Origin of the sequence: Streptomyces sp. Act143 (assembly GCF_003143935.1) — a bacterium.
Classification (GTDB): Bacteria; Actinomycetota; Actinomycetes; order Streptomycetales; family Streptomycetaceae; genus Streptomyces.
Window position 1 is genome coordinate 4,112,648 of sequence record NZ_QFRX01000001.1, and the last position, 17,972, is coordinate 4,130,619.

At 70.7% G+C, this 17,972-nt stretch carries 19 protein-coding genes; 9 read left to right on the plus strand and 10 right to left on the minus strand.

All coding sequences use genetic code 11. The features are described from left to right. The first annotated feature begins 9 nt into the window (after nucleotides 1-9). Both DI272_RS18210 and DI272_RS18215 read left to right on the plus strand, forming a co-directional pair. Nucleotides 10-834, plus strand: coding sequence for an SAM-dependent methyltransferase (locus tag DI272_RS18210; protein WP_109496378.1), 825 nt, complete (start codon nucleotides 10-12; stop codon nucleotides 832-834). 169 nt (nucleotides 835-1,003) lie between these two features. Continuing rightward, complete coding sequence (locus DI272_RS18215) at nucleotides 1,004-1,372, plus strand: four-helix bundle copper-binding protein (protein ID WP_109496379.1); 369 nt, start codon at nucleotides 1,004-1,006, stop codon at nucleotides 1,370-1,372. 124 nt (nucleotides 1,373-1,496) lie between these two features. On the opposite strand, the gene DI272_RS18220 is transcribed toward DI272_RS18215, so the two are convergent. Then, the gene (locus DI272_RS18220; protein ID WP_109496380.1) at nucleotides 1,497-2,798 is read right to left on the minus strand and encodes an LCP family protein; all 1,302 of its coding nucleotides are present in this window, start codon (nucleotides 2,796-2,798) and stop codon (nucleotides 1,497-1,499) included. Between the two features lie 119 nt (nucleotides 2,799-2,917). Between DI272_RS18220 and DI272_RS18225 the strand changes: the two genes are divergently transcribed. After that, nucleotides 2,918-3,466, plus strand: a complete 549-nt coding sequence (locus DI272_RS18225) for an acyl-CoA thioesterase (RefSeq protein ID WP_109496381.1) — start codon at nucleotides 2,918-2,920, stop codon at nucleotides 3,464-3,466. A 63-nt stretch (nucleotides 3,467-3,529) separates the two neighbouring features. Here the strand turns inward: DI272_RS18225 and DI272_RS18230 are convergent, their stop codons facing one another. Further along, on the minus strand, nucleotides 3,530-4,687 hold the full coding sequence (locus tag DI272_RS18230; RefSeq protein ID WP_109496382.1) for an acyl-CoA dehydrogenase family protein: 1,158 nt from the start codon (nucleotides 4,685-4,687) through the stop codon (nucleotides 3,530-3,532). A gap of 180 nt (nucleotides 4,688-4,867) precedes the next feature. Here DI272_RS18230 and DI272_RS18235 point away from each other — a divergent pair, with 180 nt between their 5' ends. Further along, nucleotides 4,868-6,211 (plus strand): UDP-glucose/GDP-mannose dehydrogenase family protein, encoded by a 1,344-nt coding sequence (locus DI272_RS18235; RefSeq protein WP_109496383.1) that lies wholly within the window; start codon nucleotides 4,868-4,870, stop codon nucleotides 6,209-6,211. A 124-nt stretch (nucleotides 6,212-6,335) separates the two neighbouring features. Here the strand turns inward: DI272_RS18235 and DI272_RS18240 are convergent, their stop codons facing one another. Further along, nucleotides 6,336-6,842, minus strand: a complete 507-nt coding sequence (locus tag DI272_RS18240) for a CGNR zinc finger domain-containing protein (protein WP_109496384.1) — start codon at nucleotides 6,840-6,842, stop codon at nucleotides 6,336-6,338. 82 nt (nucleotides 6,843-6,924) lie between these two features. On the opposite strand from DI272_RS18240, the gene DI272_RS18245 reads away from it, so the two are divergent. Then, complete coding sequence (locus DI272_RS18245; protein ID WP_109496385.1) at nucleotides 6,925-7,284, plus strand: VOC family protein; 360 nt, start codon at nucleotides 6,925-6,927, stop codon at nucleotides 7,282-7,284. A 16-nt stretch (nucleotides 7,285-7,300) separates the two neighbouring features. Beyond that, nucleotides 7,301-7,687 carry a VOC family protein gene (locus DI272_RS18250; RefSeq protein WP_109496386.1) on the plus strand — a complete coding sequence of 129 codons (387 nt, stop codon included), beginning with the start codon at nucleotides 7,301-7,303 and terminating at the stop codon, nucleotides 7,685-7,687. Between the two features lie 98 nt (nucleotides 7,688-7,785). Here the strand turns inward: DI272_RS18250 and DI272_RS18255 are convergent, their stop codons facing one another. After that, complete coding sequence (locus DI272_RS18255; RefSeq protein WP_109500903.1) at nucleotides 7,786-8,904, minus strand: dipeptidase; 1,119 nt, start codon at nucleotides 8,902-8,904, stop codon at nucleotides 7,786-7,788. 41 nt (nucleotides 8,905-8,945) lie between these two features. Continuing rightward, on the minus strand, nucleotides 8,946-9,359 hold the full coding sequence (locus tag DI272_RS18260; protein ID WP_109496387.1) for a MerR family transcriptional regulator: 414 nt from the start codon (nucleotides 9,357-9,359) through the stop codon (nucleotides 8,946-8,948). Nucleotides 9,360-9,419: 60 nt separating this feature from the next. On the opposite strand from DI272_RS18260, the gene DI272_RS18265 reads away from it, so the two are divergent. After that, nucleotides 9,420-10,559 carry an alkene reductase gene (locus tag DI272_RS18265; RefSeq protein WP_109496388.1) on the plus strand — a complete coding sequence of 380 codons (1,140 nt, stop codon included), beginning with the start codon at nucleotides 9,420-9,422 and terminating at the stop codon, nucleotides 10,557-10,559. Here DI272_RS18265 and DI272_RS18270 read toward each other — a convergent pair. Genes DI272_RS18270 through DI272_RS18280 form a run of 3 tightly spaced genes read right to left on the minus strand, consistent with a single transcriptional unit; the run spans nucleotide 10,508 to nucleotide 13,352 of the window. Beyond that, on the minus strand, nucleotides 10,508-11,695 hold the full coding sequence (locus DI272_RS18270) for a dipeptidase (protein ID WP_375138047.1): 1,188 nt from the start codon (nucleotides 11,693-11,695) through the stop codon (nucleotides 10,508-10,510). The two genes, DI272_RS18265 and DI272_RS18270, sit on opposite strands and share 52 nt — an antisense overlap. Next, nucleotides 11,692-12,216, minus strand: a complete 525-nt coding sequence (gene purE, locus DI272_RS18275; protein WP_109496389.1) for a 5-(carboxyamino)imidazole ribonucleotide mutase — start codon at nucleotides 12,214-12,216, stop codon at nucleotides 11,692-11,694. Before purE ends, DI272_RS18270 begins: the two co-directional genes overlap by 4 nt. Continuing rightward, a complete protein-coding gene (locus DI272_RS18280; protein WP_109496390.1) occupies nucleotides 12,213-13,352 on the minus strand; it encodes a 5-(carboxyamino)imidazole ribonucleotide synthase in 1,140 nt (379 codons plus the stop codon). The genes purE and DI272_RS18280 overlap by 4 nt, the downstream gene beginning before the upstream one ends. 197 nt (nucleotides 13,353-13,549) lie before the next feature. Here DI272_RS18280 and DI272_RS18285 point away from each other — a divergent pair, with 197 nt between their 5' ends. Then, nucleotides 13,550-14,053, plus strand: coding sequence for a GtrA family protein (locus DI272_RS18285; RefSeq protein WP_109496391.1), 504 nt, complete (start codon nucleotides 13,550-13,552; stop codon nucleotides 14,051-14,053). 9 nt (nucleotides 14,054-14,062) lie between these two features. On the opposite strand, the gene DI272_RS18290 is transcribed toward DI272_RS18285, so the two are convergent. After that, complete coding sequence (locus DI272_RS18290; protein WP_109496392.1) at nucleotides 14,063-15,337, minus strand: ATP-binding protein; 1,275 nt, start codon at nucleotides 15,335-15,337, stop codon at nucleotides 14,063-14,065. A 9-nt stretch (nucleotides 15,338-15,346) separates the two neighbouring features. Continuing rightward, on the minus strand, nucleotides 15,347-16,024 hold the full coding sequence (locus tag DI272_RS18295; protein ID WP_016436346.1) for a response regulator transcription factor: 678 nt from the start codon (nucleotides 16,022-16,024) through the stop codon (nucleotides 15,347-15,349). Between the two features lie 392 nt (nucleotides 16,025-16,416). On the opposite strand from DI272_RS18295, the gene DI272_RS18300 reads away from it, so the two are divergent. Continuing rightward, the gene (locus DI272_RS18300) at nucleotides 16,417-17,913 is read left to right on the plus strand and encodes an oligopeptide:H+ symporter (protein WP_109496393.1); all 1,497 of its coding nucleotides are present in this window, start codon (nucleotides 16,417-16,419) and stop codon (nucleotides 17,911-17,913) included. The last annotated feature ends 59 nt before the right edge of the window (nucleotides 17,914-17,972 follow it).

The following is a 17,972-nucleotide window of genomic DNA, read 5'->3' on the forward strand; positions in this document are numbered from 1 at the left end:
ACCAGGCTCATGTCCGACCCCGCAGGCCCCCGTGACGAAGGCGTCGCACGCATGACCCGGCTCCGGACCGACGTGTCCCACTCGGCCCGGATCTGGAACTACTGGCTCGGGGGCAAGGACCACTACCCCGTGGACGAGGAGGTCGGCGACCAGATCCTGTCCTTCGTCCCGGCCCTGCCGCGCTCGGCCGTCGCGGACCGTGCCTTCCTGGCCCGCGCGGTCCGCTTCCTGGCCGAGGAGGCGGGCATACGGCAGTTCCTCGACATCGGCACCGGACTGCCGACCGCCGACAACACCCACGAGGTCGCCCAGCGCGTCGACCCCGCGTGCCGGATCGTCTACGTCGACAACGACCCCCTGGTGCTGACCCACGCGCACGCCCTGCTCACCAGCACGCCCGAGGGCGCCACCGACTACATCGAGGCGGACGTCCACGACCCCGAGGCGATTCTGCGGGGTGCCGCCGAGACCCTCGACCTCACCCGCCCCGTCGCGGTCACGATGCTCGGCATCGTCAACTTCGTGATGGACACCGACGAGGCGGTGGGGATCGTGCGCCGGCTCATGGCCGCCCTCCCCTCGGGGAGCTACCTGGTGATCTCCCACCCGACCACCGAGGTCGACGGCGAGGCGATGAAGACGGCGGTGGAGTACTGGAACAGCCAGGGGTCGGCCCCGATGACCCTGCGCAGCCGCGCCGACCTCGCCCGTCTCTTCGAGGACGTCGAGCTCCTGGAACCCGGCATCGTCTCCTGCTCACGCTGGCGGCCGGAGGCGCCGGAGGGCGAGATCGCGGAGGTCACGCACTTCGGAGGGGTGGCCAGGAAGCCGTGACCCCCGTGGCGGCGGCAGGGTCTCTTCCGGTGGAATCGCCGGGACCGTGCGTGTGCGTCGGCCACGTTCCGGATTATTACCGTCCGCCCGATGGCGCCGAGCCGCGGGCGGGCGTAGGACGGAAACGCACGGGGCCCGCCCCGGGCTCCGCATCCCCCGAGGAGGAGCCATGACCCAGCCCGGAATGGCCGGCATGACCGCCATGAGCAAGGAGATGCAGGACTGCGTCGAGGCGTGCATGTCCTGCCACAGCACGTGCGAGGAAACCATGAGTTCGTGCATGCAGAGGGGCGGCCAGGCCCAGATGCAGATCATGCGCGCGCTCATCGACTGCTCCGAGATGACCCGCATGTGCGCGGACATGATGATGCGCCGCTCCCCGATGTCGGCCGAGATGTGCGCGATGTGCGCCAAGGCGTGCGACATGTGCGCCGAGGCGTGTACGGCCATGCCGGACGACCCGATGATGATGCGCTGCGCGGAGGCGTGTCGCCGCTGCGCGGACATGTGCCGCAGCATGGCGGGCGCCACGATGTGAGGGCCCTGCCCTGACAGCACTCAAGGGCACCCGGTGGGGTGTGCCCTGACAGCACTCAAGGGCACCCGGTGGGGTGCCCTTGGTCCGTCGGTGCGCGGCGCTGCAGGAGGCCGCCGAGAGGGGTTCAGTTGCCGGAGACGGTCACCTTCTCGTCGTTCTTCAGCTCCTCCACCAGCGTCTTCACCTTCGCCTTGTCCCAGACGAGGTTGCCGCCGGTGGAGCCGGAGATCGGCATGTTCATCGACTTGCCGTCGCCGCCGTTGACGCTCTTCATCGCCCAGAACATGTCCGCGAGGTCGAACAGGCCCATGTCCTTGTCGACGATGAGGGAGTCCAGGCCCGCGCCCATGGTCGGGTAGAGCTTGAAGGGGTTGAGGACCGTCGCCGGGGTGGCGACCTTGTTGGCGAGGGCGGAGAGGAACTTCTGCTGGTTCTTCGTGCGGTCCAGGTCGGAGCCCGCGAGGGCGTACCGGGTGCGGACGAAGGCCAGGGCCTGCTCGCCGTTCAGGGTCTGCTTGCCCGCCTCGAAGTCGGCGCCGGACTTGGTGTCCTTCATGCCGCCCTTCGGGATGGTGATGTCGACGCCGCCGACCGCGTCCACGATGTTGGCGAAGCCGGCGAAGCCGATCTCGACGTAGTGGTCGATGTGCAGGCCGGTGTTGTACTCGACGGTGCGGACGAGAAGCTCGGGGCCGTCCTCGGCGTAGGCGGCGTTGAGCTTCACGTGGCGGCCGGTGCCCTGGTAGGTCTTGCCGGACTCGGAGCCCCTGTACGTCGGGATCTCCACGTCGGAGTCGCGCGGCAGGGAGATCAGCGTGTCGCCGTTGTCGCCGGTGTGCAGGATCATCATCGAGTCCGTGCGCTTGCCCTCGGCGGACCCGGTGTGCAGCTTCTTCTTCTCCTCGGCGGACATGCCCGCACGGCTGTCGGAGCCGACGATCAGGTAGTTGGTGCCCTTGCCCGAGTCCGGCCGGTCGATGACCTTGGACAGGTCGACCTCGCGGTTGAGCTTGGAGTCGGCCCAGAAGTACGTGCCGATCGTCGTCACGACCAGCACGGTCACGACCGTGATCGCCGTCCACTTGATCCGGCGCCGCCAGTTCGGCGCGGGGCGCTCGCCGCGGGTACGGCCACCGGGGCCGGCCGGGCCGCCACCGCCGTAGACCTGGCCGGTGTTGTAGCCGCTGTCGTAGCCGTCGACGGCGGTGTCGCCGCCGTAGCCCCCGCCGCTGCCGTAGGAGGGCTGCGGGGGGACTCCGCCGCCGTAGGGCGGCGCGGACTGGCCGGGGCCGCCCCCGTGCCCGCCCGAGGCGGGCCGGCGGACCTGCCGCATGGCGCGCGCGCCTTCAGGCTGCGCGCTCGCGCTGCCGCGTCCGTACCGGTTGCCGCGGTTCTCGTCGGACCATGCCTCGGGCCAATCGTTCATGCGGCCAAGTGTGCAGGGATCGGCTGTGCCCTTTACAAGGGTCGTAGGAAAATCAGGGCACTGCTGTTGCGAACCCAACACAAAAGCCGCTGATGTGACCTCGGCATAAGGTGGAGGGCATGACAGACCAGGCCCCCGCAGCGGAGTCCGACATTCCCGGCAAGCCCACGTCGGCGTCCCGCACCACGCTCAGCCACATCATGACCCACAACGACACCAACCTTCTGGGGACGGTGCACGGCGGCGTGATCATGAAGCTGGTCGACGACGCGGCGGGCGCGGTGGCCGGACGGCACAGCGGCGGGCCCGCCGTGACCGCGTCCATGGACGAGATGGCGTTCCTGGAGCCGGTCCGCGTCGGCGACCTCGTCCATGTGAAGGCCCAGGTCAACTGGACCGGCCGGACCTCCATGGAGGTCGGGGTGCGGGTGCTGGCCGAGCGCTGGAACGAGTCCGCCCCGGCCACCCAGGTCGGCTCCGCGTATCTCGTCTTCGCCGCGGTCGACGCCGACGGCAAGCCCCGCGCGGTGCCGCCGGTCATCCCGGAGACCGAACGCGACAAGCGGCGCTACCAGGAGGCCCAGATCCGCCGCACCCACCGGCTGGCCAGGCGCCGCGCGATCATGGAGCTGCGGGAGAAGCGGGCGGCGGAGGGGTTCGAGGACTGAGGCGGACCGAGACGGGAAGGGGGCGCCCGGGTGTCACCGGGCGCCCCCTTCCCGTCTGAGCCGTTACGGAAGGTTCCGCGCCATGACGATGCGCTGGACCTGGTTCGTACCCTCATAGATTTGTGTGATTTTCGCATCACGCATCATGCGCTCCACCGGGTAGTCCCGCGTGTAGCCGTACCCGCCCAGCAGCTGCACCGCGTCCGTGGTGACCTCCATCGCCACGTCCGAGGCGAAGCACTTGGCCGCCGCGCCCTGGAAGGTCAGGTCGCTGTCGCCGCGCTCGGAGGCGGCCGCGGCCTGATAGGTGAGGGCACGGGCGGCGGCGATCTTCATCGCCATGTCGGCGAGCATGAACTGGATGCCCTGGAAGTCGGCGATCGCCTTGCCGAACTGCTTGCGCTCCTGGACATAGCCCTTGGCGTAGTCAAGGGCCCCCTGGGCGACACCCAGCGCCTGCGCCGCGATGGTGATGCGGGTGTGGTCCAGGGTCTTCATCGCCGTGGCGAAGCCGGTGCCCTCCTCGCCGATCATGCGGTCGGCGGGGATGCGGACGTTGTCGAGGTAGACCTCGCGGGTCGGGGAGCCCTTGATGCCGAGCTTCTTCTCCGGGGCGCCGAAGGAGACGCCCTCGTCGGACTTCTCGACGACGAAGGCCGAGATGCCCTTGCTGCGCTTCTCGGGGTCCGTCACGGCCATCACCGTGTAGTACTCGGACTCGCCCGCGTTGGTGATCCAGCGCTTCACGCCGTTGAGGATCCAGTGGTCGCCGTCACGGACCGCGCGGGTCTTCATGCCGGCCGCGTCGGAACCCGCGTCGGGCTCGGAGAGGCAGTAGGAGAACATGCCCTCGCCCTTGGCGAGCGGGGCCATGTACTTCTTCTTCAGCTCCTCGGAGCCGGAGAGGATCACCGGGAGCGAGCCCAGCTTGTTCACCGCGGGGATCAGGGAGGACGAGACGCAGACGCGCGCCACCTCCTCGATCACGATCACCGTGGCCAGCGCGTCGGCGCCGGCGCCGCCGTACTCCTCGGGCACGTGGACGGCGTGCAGGTCGTTGGCGACCAGGGCCTCGAGGGCCTCGCGCGGGAAGCGGGCCTCCTCGTCCACCGCGGCGGCGTACGGCGCGATCTTCGCCTCGGCCAGCGAGCGGATGGCGTCGCGGAGCATGTCGTGCTCCTCGGACGGGCGGTACAGGTCGAAGTCAGCCGATCCGGCCAAGGTGTCTCACGCTCCCAGTGCGCTGCGGTGGTCCACGCTAATTACCGTTAAGTAACTCAAATTTTAGGGGCCTGCCCACGGGAGTGATACGTGAGCTTGGCGACAGCGGGAAAATTGCCCGCGGAACGGCCCGACTATGCTCGGCTCCGCATCACCGGCATCCCCCCATCTGGAGCATCCATGGCCCTCAAGATCACCGTGATCGGCACCGGCTATCTCGGCGCGACGCACGCCGCGGCGATGGCCGAGCTGGGCTTCGAGGTGCTGGCCCTGGACGTCGTACCGGAGAAGATCGAGAAGCTGGAGCGCGGCGAGGCCCCGATGTTCGAGCCCGGCCTCGACGAGCTGCTGCGCAAGCACGTCGCCGGGATCGAGGGGTCCTCCGGGCGGCTGCGCTTCACCATGGACTGGGCCGAGATCGGCGCCTTCGGCGATGTGCACTTCCTGTGCATCAACACTCCGCAGAAGCACGGCGAGTACGCCTGCGACATGAGTTACGTCGACTCCGCCTTCGCCTCGCTCGCCCCCCACCTGACCGGCCCCGCCCTGGTCGTCGGCAAGTCCACGGTCCCGGTCGGGTCCGCGGAGCGGCTGGCCCGCTATCTCGCCGAGCACTCCCCCGCCGGCGAGGACGCGGAGCTGGCCTGGAACCCGGAGTTCCTGCGCGAGGGCTTCGCCGTCGACGACACCCTGCACCCGGACCGGATCGTGGTCGGGGTGCGCAGCGAGCGGGCGGAGAAGCTGCTGCGTGAGGTGTACGCGACGCCGCTGGCCGAGGGCACGCCGTTCGTCGTGACCGACTTCCCGACCGCCGAGCTGGTGAAGACCTCGGCGAACTCCTTCCTCGCCACGAAGATCTCCTTCATCAACGCGATGGCGGAGGTGTGCGAGGCCGCGGGCGGGGACGTGGCGAAGCTGGCGGAGGCCATCGGGTACGACGACCGGATCGGGAAGAAGTTCCTGCGGGCCGGGATCGGGTTCGGTGGTGGCTGTCTGCCGAAGGACATCCGCGCCTTCATGGCCCGCGCCGGTGAGCTGGGGGCCGACCAGGCGCTGACCTTCCTCCGCGAGATCGACTCGATCAACATGCGGCAGCGCGGGCAGATGGTCGAGCTGGCGCGCGAGGCGCTGGGCGGCGGGCCGTTCCTGGGCAAGCGGGTCGCGGTGCTGGGCGCCACCTTCAAGCCGGACTCCGACGACGTACGGGACTCGCCCGCGCTCAACGTCGCCGGGCAGATCCACCTCCAGGGCGGCCAGGTGACCGTCTACGACCCCAAGGGCATGGACAACGCCCGCCGCGTCTTCCCGACGCTCGGCTACGCCGACAGCGCCCTGGAGGCGGTGCGGGGTGCCGATGTCGTGCTGCATCTGACGGAGTGGCGGGAGTTCCGCGAGCTGGACCCGGCGGCGCTGGGCGAGGCCACGGCGCACCGGGTGATCCTCGACGGGCGCAACGCGCTCGACCCGGTGCTGTGGCGCAAGGCGGGGTGGACGTACCGGGCGATGGGCCGGCCGACGGCCTGATCCCCGCGGGCGCAAGGCGACGCCGGTTCGGCCGAGGCTCAGTCGGCCGAACCGGCGTCTTGTTGCATTCTGCACCACGGGGGTTGCGCGCGGCCGGTGAACCGGCGGTGGAGCATCGGCCGGATCACTGGCCCTTGGCGCGGTAGCGCCGCATCTTCGCGCGCGCCCCGCAGACCTGCATCGAGCACCAGCGGCCGCGTCCGGCGGGGCTGCGGTCGTAGTACGCCCAGTGGCAGGTGTCGGACTCGCAGGCCTTGAGGCGCAGCCAGGTGCCGGCGACCAGTGCTTCGGCGACGGCGGCGGCGATACGGGAGTGCAGGCGCCCGGTGTCGGCGGGGGTGAGGGTGGCGGAGCCGTCCGTCGCGTCGACGGTCAGCCGCAGGGGTGCGGAGGCCAGCAGCTCGTCGAGGGGGGTGACCGGGGTGTGCGCGGGGTGGCCCGCGTGGGCGAGCAGTGTCGCGCGCAGGGATTCCCGCAGTTCGCGTGCTGCGGGGACGTCCGGCTCCGTGAGTCCGAAGCGGGTCCGGCCGTCGGCGGTGTCGAGGGCGTCCGCTCCGGACTCGATGTCCAGTGTGTTCACCAGGGACTCGACCAGAGCCAGGCTGCCGGGAGCGGCCGATCTGTCACTCATGCTTGCGACGTTACCCCTTATGGGGGAGCATGCAGTAACCGTTACTGGTTGACCTCATCTACAGGTAACGCAGGAGGAGATCATGGCTCTCGCCAAGCTGGGTTCCGTCGTCCTGGACTGTCCCGACCCGCGTGCGCTGGCCGGGTTCTACGCCGAGGTGCTGGGCGGCACCGTGGAGGGGGAGGGGGACTGGGTGGACGTGAAGGTGCCCGGCGGGCCGTCGCTGGCCTTCCAGGCGGCGCCCGGCCACACCCCGCCGCGGTGGCCTTCGCCGGACCGTTCCCAGCAGTTCCATCTGGACCTGACCGTGGCGGACCTGGACACCGCGGAGAAGGAGGTCCTGGCGCTCGGCGCGCAGGTGCTCGACGCCGAGGACCGCTCCCGTTCGTTCCGTGTGTACGCGGACCCGGCGGGGCACCCGTTCTGTCTGTGTGCCTGCTGAACGAGGAGGGTTCGCCGTGACCGTGGCACGTTTCCGTTCCGTCGTCCTGGACTGCCCCGACCCGCGGGCGCTCGCCCGCTTCTACGCCGGGGTCGCGGGTGGCGTCCCCGAGGACGACGATCCCGACTGGGTGGTCCTCCAGGTGCCCGGTGGCGGGCCGCGGCTGTCCTTCCAGCGGGCGCCCGGGTACGCCCCGCCGGAGTGGCCGCGGGCGGACCGCAACTCCCAGCAGTTCCATCTCGACTTCGACGCGGGAACGACGTGGGAGGAGGTCGAGGAGGCGGAGAAGAAGGTGCTGGCGCTGGGCGCGCGGGCGCTGCACGCCGACGACAAGCAGGACTTCCGGGTGTACGCCGATCCGGCGGGGCATCCGTTCTGCCTCTGCCGGATCGACCCGATCTGAACCGGAGGGTGGCCGCTCGTCCAGTACCGGGTCGGCGCCCGACCTGACTCACGGCCACCCGCCCAGTACCGGATCGGCGGCCGGTTCGGACCGTCGGGTCAGCCGTCCAGGTCGGAGATCTTTGCCGTTGACGGCTCGCGTCGCTCGCGGGCCGCTCGGGCCGTGAAGTCCGCGCCGCGCAGGACGCGTTGGACGTTGCCCCAGGCCAGCAGGGCGATGTCGGACTCGGTCCAGTCGCGGCGGAGGAGTTCGGCGACGAGGTGCGGGTAGCAGGAGGCGTCGGCGAGGTCCTGCGGGTGCGCGGTGCCGGCGTCGTAGGTGCCGGACAGGCCGACGCACTCCGGTCCCGCGACCTCGCGGACGTGGTCGAGGTGGTCGGCGACGTCCCGCACGCTCGGGCCGGTCTGCTCGGCGGTGAGCGGCACCATGCACAGGCCCTTGGCGGCGCCGAGCTCGGCCAGCAGGTCGTCGGGGAGGTTGGCGGGGTGCGGGCGCAGGGCGCGGGCGGCGGAGCGGGTGCACAGCACCGGCGCCTTGGAGACGGCGATCGCGCGGCGGACGGTGTCGGCGGAGGCGCCGGAGACGTCGGCGAGGACGCCGAGCCGGTTCATCTCGCGCAGCACCTCCTCGCCGAACCGGGTGAGTCCCGCCTCGCTCGCCCAGGAGGCGCCGGACAGGGTCAGGGCGCGCAGGCCGAGGGCGTGCAGCGAGCGCAGGATGCCGAGGGAGTCGCCGAGGGCGGCGGCGCCGGCGGGGCCGAGCAGGACGGCGACGCGGCCGCAGTGCCGTACGTCGGCGGTCTCCCCGGCGGTGTGGGCGAGGCGCAGGCCTTCGGGGTGGGCGCCCACGACCGTTCGGACGAGGTCGAGCTGTTCCAGGGTGGCGCCCACGGCGCGGTCGCCGCCGATGCTCTCGGGCAGGTGCAGCGACCAGAACAGGGCGCCCACGTGGCCTTCGCGCAGCCGGGGCACGTCGGTGTCCACGGAGCTCTCGCCGAGTTCGAGGTCGAACCACGGCAGATGCCGGAGCGCCCAGGGCAGTCCGCTGTAGCCGTCGGCGACGGGGTGCGCGGCGAGGACGGCGTGCGCCCGCTCCAGGAGCTCGGTGTCCGTGTCGCTGACCGGCCTGACGGGCTCCGGGGCCACGAACGGGTCGGGGAGCCGGTCGAGCTCCCCGAGCTCGCCGGCGGTGTGCAGTTCGTCCTGGAGATCTGCCATGGCGGGCTCCGTCGTGATCGGCGACATGATCAGCAGTACGGTCACCGTCGCACGGGGCGCGGAAGGCTTCCTGGTGGGTGGGGCGTTCGGGCGTACTGGTCCGCCCCGGCGGCCTGGATGACTTCGTCCAGCGTGTCCCGGGAGCGGATCAGGTCGGCGATCATGCGGTCGATGCGGTCGCGCTCGGCGGTGAGGTCGGCGACGAGGCGTGGTGTGGCGGCGGTGGAGGGACCGCCGTCCTGGTCCCGCATGCAGGGCAGGAGCTGCCGGATCTTCTGGCTGTGCAGTCCGGCCGCGAACAGCTCCTGGATGCGGATGACGCGGTCGACGGCCGCCTCGGGGTAGTCCCGGTGGCCGCCGGGGGTGCGCTCGGCGGCCAGCAGGCCCTGGGCCTCGTAGTAGCGCAGCGAGCGCTCGCTGACGCCGGTGCGCCGGGCCAGTTCGCCGATCCGCATGCGTGCCCCCTTCCGGAGGGACTTGAATCTGACATCAGTGTCAAGTTCTACCGTCCCGGCATGACGAACTCAACGGACTTCCTCGCCCCGGCCCGTCTCGGCCGCCTCGCCCTCCCCCACCACCTGGTGATGGCCCCGCTCACCCGCAACCGCGCGGAGGCGGACGGCACGCCGACCGGCCTGATGGTCACGCACTACACCCAGCGTGCCTCCGCCGGCCTGATCATCGGCGAGGCGGCGACGCCCAACGCGGTCGGACAGACGTATCCGAACATCACCGCGATCCACACCGACCGGCATGTGGAGGGCTGGCGGCGGGTGACCCGGGCCGTGCGGGCGGCGGGCGGGCGGATGTTCCTGCAGCTCCAGCACGGCGGGCGGGTCAGCCACCCGGACACCACCGGGCTGCGGCCCGTCGCCCCCTCCCCCGTCCCGCTCCCGGAGACGATCTTCACCTCGCGCGGGCACCAACCGGCCGTCGTGCCGCGGGAGATGAGCCTCGGCGACATCCGCGCCACCGCCGCCGACTTCGCCGCGGCCGCGCGCCGGGCCGTCGAGGCGGGGTTCGAGGGGGTGGAGGTGCACTCGGCGAACGGGCATCTGCTGCACCAGTTCCTGGCGGCCAACACCAACCGCAGGGCGGACGCGTACGGCGGTCCGGCGGCACGCAGGGTGCGGTTCACCGTCGAGGTCACCGAGGCGGTCGCCGACGCGATCGGCGCCGACCGGGTGGGCGTACGCGTCTCCCCCGGCGGCACGGTCAACGGCATCGTCGAGGACGACACCGAGACCCTCTACCCGGCACTGGTGGCCGCTCTGAAGGACCTGGACCTCGCCTATCTGCACCTCGTGCACGCCGACCCGGCGGCCGAGTGGTACCGCCGCATCCGCGCCGACTGGCCGGGCACCCTGATCGGCAACCCGGTGCTGACCGACCTCACCACCGAGGCGGTCACCCGGGCCGCGCGGGACATGCTGGCCGCGGGCGCCGACCTGGTGGCCCTCGGGCGGCCGTTCCTCGCCAACCCCGACCTGGTGGCCCGGCTGCGGCTGGGGGCGCCGCTCAATCCGGTACGGGACCGGTACCTGATGTACGTGGGCGGGGCGGCCGGCTACACCGACTACCCCGCCCTCGAGGACCTGCCGTCTCAGCCGTCCAGCGACTCGATCGTCGCGTTGGACGGGCCGCGCGTCGCCTGAAGGTCCCGGGCGACGTCCTCCGCCGCGCCCAGCACCCGCACCGAGTTCTGCCAGGTCAGCTTGGCCAGGTCCGGCCTGGACCAGCCGCGGTCGAGGAGTTCCGCGATCAGGTTCGGGTAGCCCGACACGTCGTCCAGGCCGTCCGGGGTGAAGGCCGTGCCGTCGTAGTCGCCGCCGATGCCGATGTGGTCGACGCCCGCGACCTCGCGCATGTGGTCGAGGTGGTCGGCGACCGTCGCGGCCGTGGCCACCGGGCGCGGCCGGCGCTCCTCGAAGGCGCGGTGGACCTGCATCGCCTCGGGAGTGGTGGCCAGGTGGTGGAAGCCGTGCTCGCGCATGTTCTCGTCGGCCGCGGCCGTCCAGTCCACGGCCGCCTGCAACACGAACTTCGGCACGAACGTCACCATCGCGACACCGCCGTTGGCGGGCAGGCGCTCCAGGACGTCGTCGGGGATGTTGCGCGGGTGGTCGCAGACCGCCCGGGACGAGGAGTGGGAGAAGATCACCGGGGCGGCGGAGGTGTCGAGCGCGTCGCGCATGGTCGTGGCCGCCACATGGGAGAGGTCGACGAGCATGCCCTCGCGGTTCATCTCCCGCACGACCTCACGGCCGAAGGCCGACAGACCACCGACGTTCGGCTCGTCCGTCGCCGAGTCCGCCCAGTCGTTGTTGTAGTTGTGCGTGAGGGTCATGTAGCGGACGCCGAGCGCGTACAACGCGCGTAGCGTGGCGAGGGAGTTGGCGATCGAGTGGCCGCCCTCGGCCCCCATCAGGGAGGCGATACGGCCCTCCGCCCGCGCCGCCTCCATGTCGGCCGCGGTCAGCGCGGCCCGCAGGTCGGCCGGGTGCCGGTCGATCAACTGCCGTACGCAGTCGATCTGTTCCAGCGTCATCGGCACCGCGTCGGGCAGGTCGGCGCGGACGTACACCGACCAGTACTGCGCGCCGACGCCGCCCGCCCGCAGCCGGGCGAGGTCGGTGTGCAGATGGGCGCTCTGGTCGGTGGCGATGTCCCGGGCGTCGAGGTCGTAGCGGACCTGTTCGCGCAGCGCCCAGGGCAGGTCGTTGTGGCCGTCGACGACCGGGAACTCGGCGAGGAGTTCCCGGGCGCTCTCCAGTGCGCTCACGGCCGTCACTTCCCGAAGCCGAAGCCGTTGGCCGACCCCTCGGCCTTGGCGCGCAGCCGCTTGCCCTTCTCGGTGGCCTGGTCGTTGAGTTCCTGCTGGAACTCCTTCATGCGGCCGAGGAGTTCCTCGTCGTGGGCGGCGAGGATGCGGGCCGCGAGGAGGCCCGCGTTGCGGGCGCCGGCGACCGACACCGTCGCCACCGGCACGCCGGCCGGCATCTGCACGATCGACAGCAGGGAGTCCATGCCGTCGAGGTACTTCAGCGGGACGGGCACGCCGATGACCGGCAGCGGGGTGACGGAGGCGAGCATGCCCGGCAGGTGGGCGGCGCCACCGGCGCCGGCGATGATCACCTTGATGCCCCGGCCGGCGGCCTCCTCGCCGTACGCGATCATCTCGCGCGGCATGCGGTGGGCCGAGACGACGTCGACCTCGTACTCGATCTCGAACTCGTCGAGGGCCTGGGCGGCGGCCTCCATGACGGGCCAGTCGCTGTCCGACCCCATGACGATGCCTACGACTGGGCTCATTCGGTGATCGTGCCTCTCAGGTAACCGGCAGCGTGACGTGCGCGCTCCAGCACGTCGTCCAGGTCGTCGCCGTAGGTGTTGACGTGGCCGACCTTGCGGCCGGGCTTCACGTCCTTGCCGTACATGTGGATCTTGAGCTGGGGGTCGCGGGCCATGCAGTGCAGGTACGCGGAGTACATGTCGGGGTAGTCGCCGCCGAGGACGTTGACCATGACCGTCCACTCGGCGCGCGGGCGCGGGTCGCCGAGGGGGAGGTCGAGGACGGCCCGGACGTGGTTGGCGAACTGGGAGGTGACCGCGCCGTCCTGGGTCCAGTGGCCGGAGTTGTGCGGGCGCATCGCCAGTTCATTGACGAGGATGCGGCCGTCGCGGGTCTGGAACAGTTCGACGGCGAGGTGGCCGATGACGCCCAGTTCCTTGGCGATGGTCAGGGCCATCTCCTCGGCCTTGAGCGCGAGGGCCGGGTCCAGGTCGGGAGCCGGGGCGATCACGGTGTCGCAGACGCCGTTGACCTGCTGCGACTCGACCACCGGGTAGGCGACGGCCTGGCCGTGCGGGGACCGTACGACGTTGGCGGCGAGCTCGCGGACGTAGTCGACCTTCTCCTCGGCGAGGACGGGGACGCCCGCGCGGAACGGGTCGGCCGCCTCCTCCTCCGAGTCCACGACCCACACGCCCTTGCCGTCGTAGCCGCCGCGGACGGTCTTGAGGACGACCGGGAAGCCGTCCCCCTCCGCCGCGAAGGCCGCCACGTCGGCCGGATCGGTCACGATCCGGTGCCGTGGGCACGGCACCCCGATCGCGTCGAGCCGCGCCCGCATCACGCCCTTGTCCTGGGCGTGCACGAGAGCGTCGGGGCCGGGGCGCACGGGGATGCCGTCCGCCTCCAGAGCCCTGAGGTGCTCGGTGGGTACGTGTTCGTGATCGAAGGTGATCACGTCGCAGCCCCTCGCGAACTCACGCAGCGTGTCGAGGTCGCGATAGTCGCCGATGACGACATCGTTCACGACCTGCGCCGCGGAATCCTGAGGGGTGTCACTGAGGAGCTTGAACCTGATGCCGAGCGGGATGCCTGCCTCGTGTGTCATACGAGCGAGCTGGCCTCCGCCGACCATGCCGACTACCGGGAACGTCACGCTCCTAGGGTATCGGCCGCGCCACGGCGGCCGGATTCCGCTCCTCCTCCGCCCCCTTTGTGCCTGCTTTCCGCCCGCTTTCCGCCGCTCATACCAGCTTCTTTACGGCGGTGTGCGTCTGCCCACAGGCAACCGGCAGGGGGGATGGTTAGCATGGCTGGGTTGACGAAACCGACCGACTGGGGGCCTGTACTTCCATGGGACGTGGTTCCTCAGGGCTGCGCAGGCTTGTCCACGAGATCGCCAAGTTCGGCGCCGTGGGCGGTGCGGGGCTGCTCGTCAATCTGCTCGTCTTCAACCTGGTGCGGCACACGACCGACCTCCAGGTGGTGCGGGCCAGCGTGATCGCGACGGTGGTGGCGATCATCTCGAACTACATCGGCTTCCGCTACTTCACGTACCGCGACCGCGACAAGACCGGCCGCACCAAGGAACTGACGCTGTTCCTGCTGTTCAGCGCGGTCGGCCTGGTGATCGAGAACGGCGTGCTGTACGTGGCGACGTACGGCTTCGGCTGGGACAGCCCGCTGGAGAGCAACGTCTTCAAGTTCCTCGGCATCGGCATCGCGACGCTGTTCCGCTTCTGGTCCTACCGGACGTGGGTGTTCAAGGCCCTGCCGGCGCCGGAGCTGGTGGCGAGCGCGGAGGAGATCCTGGCGGCGGCGCAGCACAGGCCGCCCTCCAAGCAGCGGGTCAGTTGAAGGAACCGCTCACCGGACCGTGGGTTCCGGCTCGTCCACCGTCGGCTTCTTCAACGGCGTGCGCGACAGGAACAGCCCGAACACCGCCGGCTGCGCCTGAAGCATCTCCAGTCGCCCTCCGTCGGCCTCCGCGAGGTCACGGGCGACCGCCAGGCCGATGCCCGTGGAGTTCCGCCCGCTGATGGTCCGCTCGAAGATCCGCGCCCCTAGGTCGGCGGGGACGCCGGGCCCCTCGTCGGTGACCTCGATGACCGCCTGGTTGCCGGTGACGCGGGTGCGCAGCGCCACCGTGCCGCCGCCGTGCATGAGGGAGTTCTCGATGAGGGCCGCCAGCACCTGTGCGACCGCGCCCGGGGTGCCGACCGCCCGCAGATGCCGCTTGCCGGAGCTGACGATGGCGCGGCCCGCGCTGCGGTAGGCGGGGCGCCACTCGGCGAGCTGCTGCTGGATGACCTCGTCGAGGTCGAAGGAGACGGCGGAGCCGGTGCGGGGGTCGCGGGAGTTGGTGAGCAGCCGCTCGACGACGTCCGTCAGCCGCTCCACCTGCGTCAGCGCGATCGTCGCCTCCTCCTTCACGGTGTCCGGGTCGTCGGTGAGGGTGATCTCCTCCAGGCGCATGGACAGCGCGGTCAGCGGGGTGCGCAGCTGGTGGGAGGCGTCGGCGGCCAGGCGCCGTTCGGCGGTGAGCATGCGGGCGATGCGTTCGGCGGAGGAGTCCAGGACGTCGGCGACCCGGTCCAGCTCGGGGACGCCGTAGCGCTTGTGCCGGGGGCGCGGGTCGCCGGAGCCGAGGCGTTCCGCCGTTTCGGCGAGGTCGGTCAGGGGTGAGGCCAGCTTGTTGGCCTGCCTTACGGCGAGCAGTACGGCCGCGATCACCGCGAGCAGGGCCACCGCCCCGATGATCAGCAGGGTCCGGCCGACCTCCCGGGTGACGGACGAGCGCGGCTCCTGGACGGTGACCGTCTCGCCCTCCTCGCCCTTCTCGGTGGAGCTGATGACGTCACCGGCCGGCTTGCTGCCGACCTCGATGACCGGCTTGCCGGGGATGCGGATCTCGGCGTACCGCTCCCCCGCGACCTGGTCCTTCAGCATCTCCGCGTCCACGGTCTGCTCCCCGAGCAGCCGGCTGTCGATGATGCTGGCCAGCCGGACCGCCTCGGAGTCGACGCGTTCCTGGGCGCTGTTGCTGATGGTCCGGGTCTCGACGATGACGAGCGAGACCCCGAACACGGCGATGACGACGAGGACGACGGCGAGCGTCGACTGGATGAGGCGGCGGCGCACGGGGGTCGGCTAGCTCTTCTCGAACCGGAAGCCGACGCCGCGCACGGTGGCGATGTAGCGGGGGTTCGCCGCGTCGTCGCCGAGCTTCTTGCGCAGCCAGGAGATGTGCATGTCGAGGGTCTTGGTGGAGGACCACCAGGTGGTGTCCCAGACCTCGCGCATCAGCTGGTCGCGGGTGACGACCCGGCCCGCGTCCCGCACCAGCACCCGCAGCAGGTCGAACTCCTTGGCGGTGAGCTGGAGCTCCTCGTCGCCCATCCAGGCGCGGTGCGACTCGACGTCGATCCGCACGCCGTGGGTGGCGGGCGGCTGCGCGGGCTCGGCGGCGCCGCGCCGCAGCAGGGCCCGGACGCGGGCGAGCAGTTCGGCCAGGCGGAAGGGCTTGGTGACGTAGTCGTCGGCGCCCGCGTCGAGACCGACGACGGTGTCCACCTCGTCGGCGCGCGCGGTCAGGATGAGGATCGGCACGGCGTGGCCCTCGGCGCGCAGCCGGCGGGCGACCTCCAGGCCGTCCATGCCGGGCAGACCCAGGTCGAGCACGACCAGGTCGACACCGCCCTGCATTCCGGCGTCGAGGGCGGTGGGTCCGTCCTCACGCACCTCGACCTCGTACCCTTCCCGGCGCAGTGCGCGGGCCAGCGGCTCCGAGATGGACGCATCGTCCTCGGCGAGCAGTACACGGGTCATGAGCTGATGGTAGACCGCTCGCTGCAGATGCTGGGGTGTGATCGCAAGCGCGTGATTCTTACCATCGGCCGTACTGGTACGAACCATTGTCTCCAGGGTGAGAATGGAGTGAGGACCTTAGAAAAGGTGTGTACGGTTCCCTGGCCGCCTGTGATTCGCGTCTCAAGTCCTTCCATTTCCGGCACTGTCCTGTCGTATGGTGATTGAACGCCTGTAGCACCGCGGGGACCTTTGGCGAGGATGTGACGCTGAAGGTCTCTTTTGTGTGCGGGCCGGCCCTCGCCGGCCTGGAAGCAGTGACCCGTGGCCGGGCCCCCAGGAGGGGACGGCGACCACCGGGCGCGTGAGCCGCTCAGAGCAAACGAGCGCGTCCCGACCAGCAAGGAACGATCATGGCGTCCAGCCTGACGAAGGACTCGTCCCGCCGGGGCACCCCCGGCACCGAGCAGACCTTCTTCGGCCACCCCCGCGGACTGGCCACTCTCTTCATGACCGAGATGTGGGAGCGTTTCTCCTACTACGGCATGAGGGCTCTCCTCCCGCTGTACCTCGTCGCCCCGGGCGGCCTCCACCTCAGCGCCGCGACCGCGACCGCGATCTACTCCGTGTACGTGTCGCTGGTCTACCTGCTCGCCCTGCCGGGCGGCTGGTTCGGCGACCGGGTCTGGGGTCCGCGCAAGACCGTCGCCGTCGCCGGCGGTGTGATCATGCTGGGTCACCTGACCCTGGCGCTGCCGTCCTCCGGCACCTTCTACGCCGGTCTGGGCCTCGTCGCGATCGGCTCGGGTCTGCTGAAGGCCAACATCTCCACGATGGTCGGCCACCTCTACGACGGTCCGGACGACCCGCGCCGCGACGGTGGCTTCACCGTCTTCTACATGGGCATCAACCTCGGCGCGTTCGCCGCGCCGCTGGTCATCGGCACCATCGGTGAGAACGTCAACTGGCACCTGGGCTTCGCGCTCGCCGCGCTCGGCATGGCGCTGGGCCTCGGCCAGTTCCTGATCGGCTCCCGCCACCTGGCGGACCGCTCCAGCGTCGTCCCGACGCCGCTGTCGGCGGAGGAGAAGGCCTCGACGCTGCGCAAGGCCGCCATCTGGGCGGGCATCGCCGTCGTCTTCTACGCGATCGTCGGCTTCTCCGGCCACTACACGCTGAACTGGATCCTGGTCCCGCTGACCCTGCTCGGCCTGATCATCCCGGTGATGGTGCTGGCCCGCATCAAGCGCGACAAGGACCTGGACCGCACCGAGCAGAAGTCGATGTCGGCGTACATCTGGTTCTTCGTCGCCGCGGCCGTGTTCTGGATGATCTACGACCAGGGCGGCTCGACCCTGTCGATCTTCGCCGACTCCTCGGCCGACAACACCATCTTCGGCTGGGAGTTCCCGGTCTCCTGGTACCAGTCGGTCAACCCGGTCCTGATCATGGCGCTGGCCCCGGTCTTCGCCTGGTTCTGGCTGGCCCTGAACCGGCGCGGCAAGGAGCCGAGCACGATCGTGAAGTTCGCCTCCGGTCTGGTCCTGGTCGGCGCGTCCTTCTTCCTCTTCCTCGCCCCGCTGGCGATCGCCGACGGCGGTCACAAGGCGGCGGCGGCCTGGCTGGTGGCGATCTACTTCGTCCAGACCGTCGGTGAGCTGCTGCTCTCCCCGGTCGGCCTGTCGGTGACGACGAAGATGGCGCCCGCCAAGTACGCCTCCCAGATGATGGGTGTCTGGTTCCTGGCGGTGACCGCGGGTGACGCGACGACCGGTCTGCTCTCCATCGCCGGCGTCGACCTGAACAAGACGGGCATCGTCGCCCTGGAAGCCACGCTCGCCGTGGTCGCGGGTGCGGCCGTGTGGATGTACCGCAACAAGGTCAAGGAACTCATGGGCAGCGTCCGCTGAGCCGAGAACCTCACCTGCGAAGGGCCGCCGCGCCATCCGGTGCGGCGGCCCTTCGGGGT

What these genes read in the sequence shown, in the direction of transcription:
- DI272_RS18245 (WP_109496385.1), top strand. Translation starts at nt 6,925, where the DNA reads ATGGCTCTCGCCAAGCTGGGTTCCGTCGTCCTGGACTGTCCCGACCCG.
- DI272_RS18225 (WP_109496381.1), top strand. Translation starts at nt 2,918, where the DNA reads ATGACAGACCAGGCCCCCGCAGCGGAGTCCGACATTCCCGGCAAGCCC.
- DI272_RS18210 (WP_109496378.1), top strand. Translation starts at nt 10, where the DNA reads ATGTCCGACCCCGCAGGCCCCCGTGACGAAGGCGTCGCACGCATGACC.
- DI272_RS18265 (WP_109496388.1), top strand. Translation starts at nt 9,420, where the DNA reads ATGACGAACTCAACGGACTTCCTCGCCCCGGCCCGTCTCGGCCGCCTC.
- DI272_RS18240 (WP_109496384.1), bottom strand. Translation starts at nt 6,842, where the DNA reads ATGAGTGACAGATCGGCCGCTCCCGGCAGCCTGGCTCTGGTCGAGTCC.
- DI272_RS18260 (WP_109496387.1), bottom strand. Translation starts at nt 9,359, where the DNA reads ATGCGGATCGGCGAACTGGCCCGGCGCACCGGCGTCAGCGAGCGCTCG.
- DI272_RS18255 (WP_109500903.1), bottom strand. Translation starts at nt 8,904, where the DNA reads ATGGCAGATCTCCAGGACGAACTGCACACCGCCGGCGAGCTCGGGGAG.
- DI272_RS18300 (WP_109496393.1), top strand. Translation starts at nt 16,417, where the DNA reads ATGGCGTCCAGCCTGACGAAGGACTCGTCCCGCCGGGGCACCCCCGGC.
- DI272_RS18285 (WP_109496391.1), top strand. Translation starts at nt 13,550, where the DNA reads ATGGGACGTGGTTCCTCAGGGCTGCGCAGGCTTGTCCACGAGATCGCC.
- DI272_RS18235 (WP_109496383.1), top strand. Translation starts at nt 4,868, where the DNA reads ATGGCCCTCAAGATCACCGTGATCGGCACCGGCTATCTCGGCGCGACG.
- DI272_RS18295 (WP_016436346.1), bottom strand. Translation starts at nt 16,024, where the DNA reads ATGACCCGTGTACTGCTCGCCGAGGACGATGCGTCCATCTCGGAGCCG.
- DI272_RS18220 (WP_109496380.1), bottom strand. Translation starts at nt 2,798, where the DNA reads ATGAACGATTGGCCCGAGGCATGGTCCGACGAGAACCGCGGCAACCGG.
- DI272_RS18215 (WP_109496379.1), top strand. Translation starts at nt 1,004, where the DNA reads ATGACCCAGCCCGGAATGGCCGGCATGACCGCCATGAGCAAGGAGATG.
- purE (WP_109496389.1), bottom strand. Translation starts at nt 12,216, where the DNA reads ATGAGCCCAGTCGTAGGCATCGTCATGGGGTCGGACAGCGACTGGCCC.